Here is a 6,088-nt window from a genome sequence, read left to right as displayed (position 1 = left end):
CTTTTATAAAGATCAAACGCATATCCTCTTCCTCAACGCATTCATCTACCATGCATGAATATACCCCACAACCCTATCGACAAAATCGACCAAAAACATCTAGAGTGGTTGTTCTTGCACACAACTTGTAATGCCAACCCTAGTTTTCGTTGTGGATATGTTTAATTACTTTTGAAATTATTCACACTTTATACACCACTATTTTCACTAATAATGGCATCAAATTCTGCTTCAGATATGATTCTGATGCCTAAAGATTTGGCTTTTTCTTCTTTTGAACCTGCATTTTCACCAACGACAACCATGTCTGTTTTCTTAGACACACTGCCACTTGCTTTGCCACCTTGCGATTCAATGATATTTTTAATTTCATCTCGAGTGTATTTCAGCATGGTCCCAGTGACAACCACTGTCTTTCCTGAGAAGACACCAGAAGCATCAATCCTCTGTTCACTCTTTAAGTCAAGGCCCAAAGCCTTCAATTGGTCGATTTGATCAATAAACTCTGCGTTTTTTAAAGCGTTCATAAGACTATTTGCCATTTTCTCGCCAAAGTCACTTATATTGGTGAGCGTCTCATAATCAGCATTCATAAGAGCCTCAAGGGTTCCAAAATACTGGGCCAATGACTTTGCTGCCTTTTCGCCAATTAAAGGAATTCCCAAACCGTGAATGAAGCGATATAAGTCATTCTTTTTACTGAGTTCAATGGCTTCAAGCATATTTTCGACGGATTTTTCACCAAGTCTTTCTATTTGAATTAGGGCTTCTCGCTTTTCAAAGAGGCGATATAAATCCGGAATCGTCTCAATGAGGTCATTCTCAATCAGCATATCAATAACAGATTCACCAACACCATCAATGTTCATGGCACTCCTAGATACAAAATGTGTCAATTTTCTTTTGATCTTCGCAGGACACTCATCATTTGGACAGCGTATTGCAGCTTCACCCTCTATCTGTATAACATTTGTTTCACAGATGGGGCAAGTCTTTGGAAACTCATAGGCAAGAGTGCCTTCTGGACGCGCTTCCATTTTAACACTCACCACCGCTGGTATGACATCCCCTGCTTTTTGGATATAAACAGTATCTCCAACCCTGATGTCTTTTTCTGCTATATAGGCCTTATTGTGAAGTGTGGCACGACTTATAAGCGAACCGGCCACCCTAACAGGGTTAAATTCGGCAAGAGGGGTCAAAACGCCAGTTCTGCCCACCTGAATTCTAATTTCATTTATTACAGTTTCTGCAAGTTCAGCTGGGAACTTATAGGCAATTGCCCATCTCGGGCTCTTAGCAGTAGTCCCCAGGTGACGTCTTTGCTCAAAGTCATTCACCTTGACCACAAGACCATCTATTTCAAACGGAAGCTGATGTCTTTCCTCAATCATCCGATTGCAATAGTCGATAACATCATCAATACACTCAAACTTAACAGGTGTCACCATTTTGAAGCCCATTTTCTTGAGTTTTTCAAAGCTCTCGAAATGCGTTTTCAAGGCTAAATGATCACTACTTGTAATCACTTCAAAAACAAATATGTCAAGTGGTCTTGAAGCTGCAATTTTGGAGTCTAACTGTCTTAAAGAGCCTGCAGCTGCATTTCTAGGATTGGCGAAGGTCTCCTTGCCCATGAGGGTCTGCATTTCATTTAACTTCTGAAAGCCACTTTTAGGCATAAATATTTCACCACGTACGACAATATCAACACTTTCATCTGACTTGAGGTTGAGAGGGATTGACTTTATTGTCATAACATTGTTTGTGACCTCTTCCCCCTCGATACCGTTTCCACGAGTGGCTCCTGAAGTCAATCTACCATTCACGTATTTGAGTGCTACAGTCAAACCATCTATCTTAAACTCAACAACATATGAAACATCTCCAGAGATTTCTTTTTTGATGCGCTTGTCAAACTCTCTTAAATCTTCTGCACTAAAGGCATTATCCAAACTTAAAAGAGGCGTTTCATGCGTGATTTTTGTAAAACCGGATAGCACTTCACCACCCACACGCTTTGTAGGCGAAAGCGGTGATTCAAATTCAGGATATTCTGCTTCAAGTGCCATGAGTTTTTTCATAAGACCATCATATTCAGCATCCGTGATTTGAGGATTGTCTAAAACATAGTAATGATGGTTATGCAGTTCAAGTTCTTCTCTGAGTCTGTCTATCTCTTCTTTTATTTTTTTCTTATCCGCCATATGGCACCTCAACTCTTAATTCTTAATTCATATTTCTTAATCCACTTTTCTTATTGGCGCAAGTCCAGAATGAATTTTTTTAATGCCACAGCTGTCAAATGCAATTGTAAGCGTCTCACCATCTGAATCCACCGTTATGACAAGCCCCATTCCAAATATTTTATGATTAACCTTTGCACCTGCAAAATAAAGAGATGATTTCTTTTCAGACATTGACGCAGTTGATGATGTAGTAGCTGGCGCTCCTGTGCCCATAGAGCCAGGTGTTTTAAGCCCTGAACCTTTACCAAAGAAGCTCTGTTTGCTCTTTTGGACATTTTCTTTAAAATAATTACCCTTGGCTGATTTTTCAGGGGCTTCAAAGGTTGGCATCTCGTTCTGCTCAGAGAGGTTCTCAAGAAGACTTTGGTCCATTTCTCTTAAAAAAGGACTCGGTTGTCTTGGCTCAAATCGCCCATACTGATTTCGATTTCTAGCATGAGTTACAAACAAACGCTCTTCAGCTCTGGTAATGCCCACGTAACATAAACGTCTTTCCTCTTCAAGCTCTTCTGGGTCGTCCATAGCCCTAAAGGAAGGAAATAAATTATCTTCAAGTCCAACGAGGAATACCACAGGGAACTCAAGCCCCTTTGAGGCATGCAGGGTCATAAGCAGGACCCCATCCTCTTGCTCTTCAATATTGTCTTGATCACTTCTTAGAGAGGTTTCAGCGAGGAAGTCTCTCAGGTTTGGTGATTCACTTCTCTTCTCAAATTCCTCAATAACCGTTCTAAATTCGTAAATATTGTCAATTCTAGCATCCGCTTCAATGGTGTTTTCAAGTTCATAAAGCGAGATCATGTTGATTTTTTCAACAAGCTCATCAAAAATGTGTGTCACAAATGCAGAATCAAGCTTCGCTTTTAGGCCTGCTATGATTTCGTAAAATTCCACAAGGCCCTTTTGCGCCTTACTGCCTATGCCGTCAATTTCAGAAAGATGAGGAATGCACTCTAAAAGCGAAAGTGATTTTTCCCTTTGGTAGCCTTGAATTTTTTCGATGGTCTTGTCACCAATGCTGCGCTTAGGTTCATTGATAACTCTAAGGAAACTGATGTCATCACTTGGGTTGACGATGAGTTTCATGTATGCGAGCAAATCCTTAATCTCTTTACGCTCGTAGAATTTAAGACCGCCTATGACCTTGTAGGCCATTGCGTTTAACATCAACTGGTCCTCAAAGGAACGCGACTGCGCATTGGTTCTGTATAGGATGGCAAAATCAGATAGCTTGTAATCTTTTTCCCTAACAAAAGTCCTGATGCGTTCTATAATGAATTTTGCTTCATCCTTTTCATCATAGCCTCTGAAATAACCTATTTTTTCACCTGCATCCTGGTCTGTCCAAAGGTTTTTGTCTCGTCTATTGGGGTTGTGAGAAATTACGCTGTTGGCTAAGTCTAGTATGTTCTTTTTAGACCTGTAGTTTTGTTCAAGCTTTATGATTTGAGCCCCAGGAAAATCCTCCTCAAACTCTCTAATGTTTCGAATATCCGCACCACGCCACTTATAAATGGACTGGTCTGCATCTCCAACGACAAAGAGGTTTCTGTTTTTAGCGGCCAAGTACTGAATCAAGGTGTACTGGGCCCTATTGGTATCTTGGTACTCATCCACATGAATGTATTTGAACTTGTTTTGATAATAGCTTAAAACATCTTGATTGTGTTTAAAGAGTTCTATGGTCTTCAGCATCAAATCGTCAAAATCCATGGCTTGGTTTTGTTTGAGTTTGGCTTGATAGAGGTGGTATATTTTAATAAAAATCTTCTCACCAAAATCACCTGAATTTTGCATTTCATATTGTTCAGGCGTTAGCATATCGTTCTTAGCTGCTGAGATTTTGAACTGAGTCGTTTTAAGCGGTGTTCTTTTGTCGTCAATGTTCAGTTCCTTGTAGCAAGCCTTAAGGAGGGCTTTTTGGTCTTGAGTATCGTAAATAACAAAATCACTTGTATAACCAATTCGTTCCGAATCTCTTCTGAGAATCCTAACACAGATTGAGTGAAAGGTACCTACCCACATTTGAGAAGTCACTGGTCCTATAAGTGATCCAATTCTTATTTTCATTTCATTGGCTGCTTTATTGGTAAAAGTAATGGCCATAATGCCCGATGGAAAAATATCATGATTCTCAATTAAATTTGCGATTCGATGCGTTAGAACGCGGGTTTTTCCAGAGCCTGCACCGGCCACAACTAAGATTGGACCATCTACTGCCTCCACAGCCTTCCTCTGCACATCATTTAAGGTGCTTAAATCCATTTACTACCTCCTATATGATTAAATTAATTAACAATCCCTGTATTTCACCAACTTTTTTCAATATGTTGATTTCTTTGTGCTCTCTTTTTAAGATCAAATTCGTAAGCTCAGTTAACTTTGAATCTACTTCCACCACAGTTCTCATGACCTTATTTCTGCCCGTTCTTGAAAAACCCCTTCTCTCACGGATTTCAAATCCCTTGTGAACGGTTTCATCGATAAAGTCCTTGATCATTTTTTTGTACTCAAACAGCGTCTCAACCGTACGATTCTCCACAAGCGCCTGACCCTTGCGATCAATTTCATCGAGGGCCTTCTGAAGGGCTTCCTTTTGCTGATCATACTCTTTGTGGGCTAAAATCTCCGTGAAGCTAATACGGTTTACTTCATTAACAGATGGCGCATCTGACTTTTTTGTCGCGCTGCTATTTGCCGTTTTAGATGGTTTTGATGTTTTGCTTACTTTCATAAGATCCTCACACTCTCTATAGTCCTATCTATTATACAAGATTCTCGCTACAAACGAAAGGTCGTCCATAAAATCAATCTAAAATTCCCCTCTAAAACCCTATTTAATAAGGCCTTTCCAAGGGGAATTTAATAATATTTTATTTCACTTTATTATACTTCATTTCACTTTATTTACTTCATTTCACTTCATTTGATTTTTTCATACCCTGGTCTTTTTCAAGACTTTCAATAGTAGCTGAAATGAGACCAATTAGGGCATAGATTTGTGGTGGTATGTTATCCCTCAAATCATTTTTTATCATATGCTTGAGTTTTCCGGCATCCGTTTCAATGACTTTGTTTGCATCGTCTGCCTCCTGAACTAGCGCTTCAGAGATTGAAATAAAATCCTCAGCCTTATAATTCTGTTCATATTGATTAATTTGCTTAAAACGATTCATATTTTGAAATCAAATCCTTTCTTCGCATCATATTGGAACGACTCTGTTGCTGTTATTTCACCATTCAATGTAAATGGTTTATCCTTTTTATAGGCCATTAAGCTGGTTTGATCAAAATCGTAGCCTATGGCATTGATCTCTGCTTCTATAGAGGCAAATGCCTCAGATAATGTTTCAGCTTGATCGTTTGAAAGGGTCAAGGTTACCTTCTCATCTTTGATGCTGATTTTGATGCCAGTCTCTCCCAAGTGCTTAAGGTTCATGCCAAAATAAAGTTCAGCATTTTTGTAATCCATCACCTCGCCATTGTTCTTGCCAGTCATATAAACCTTCATGTTATTGATTTCAAGATCATCCTCAAATGGCAGATTAAAGAAATGAAAGCGCTGTTGTCCTTGTTTTCCCGAGTCATTCATCATTTGCTGTCCTGTGAGACTCATTAGCGTTTCTTCTATATCTCTATTATTGCTGTCTTCCTTCATTAACTTCAAGAGGATTTCCTTTATATTGGCATTGATCTGGTCTGTTTTCACTTCACTGGATTTCGAAGCAAGTGATTCGGCTGTTTCAAGTTCATGGTTTAAGCCAAGTCCCCTTAAAACTTCAAGAATATCACGCGCGCCTCGGCTGCCTGTTTCATCTTTTTGAAGGTCTAAAAGTTTT

General features: G+C 39.4%; 5 protein-coding genes. All 5 read right to left on the bottom strand.

Annotated elements, in window-relative coordinates:
• Positions 1 to 188 precede the first annotated feature (188 nt).
• Positions 189 to 2,207, bottom strand: a complete 2,019-nt coding sequence (gene ligA, locus AC220I_RS16850; RefSeq protein WP_486725029.1) for an NAD-dependent DNA ligase LigA — start codon at positions 2,205 to 2,207, stop codon at positions 189 to 191.
• A gap of 36 nt (positions 2,208 to 2,243) precedes the next feature.
• Positions 2,244 to 4,514, bottom strand: a complete 2,271-nt coding sequence (gene pcrA, locus AC220I_RS16845; RefSeq protein ID WP_486725028.1) for a DNA helicase PcrA — start codon at positions 4,512 to 4,514, stop codon at positions 2,244 to 2,246.
• A 10-nt stretch (positions 4,515 to 4,524) separates the two neighbouring features.
• Positions 4,525 to 4,983 (bottom strand): YaaR family protein, encoded by a 459-nt coding sequence (locus AC220I_RS16840; RefSeq protein WP_486725027.1) that lies wholly within the window; start codon positions 4,981 to 4,983, stop codon positions 4,525 to 4,527.
• A gap of 178 nt (positions 4,984 to 5,161) precedes the next feature.
• Positions 5,162 to 5,425, bottom strand: a complete 264-nt coding sequence (locus tag AC220I_RS16835; RefSeq protein ID WP_486725026.1) for a hypothetical protein — start codon at positions 5,423 to 5,425, stop codon at positions 5,162 to 5,164.
• On the bottom strand, positions 5,422 to 6,088 hold a 667-nt coding region (locus AC220I_RS16830; RefSeq protein WP_486725025.1), incomplete at its 5' end, for a hypothetical protein. The genes AC220I_RS16830 and AC220I_RS16835, both read right to left, overlap by 4 nt.

This window comes from Fusibacter sp. (assembly GCF_057447755.1).
Note: the sequence above shows the minus strand (reverse complement) of the source record. Positions and strands in the feature narration are given on the sequence as shown.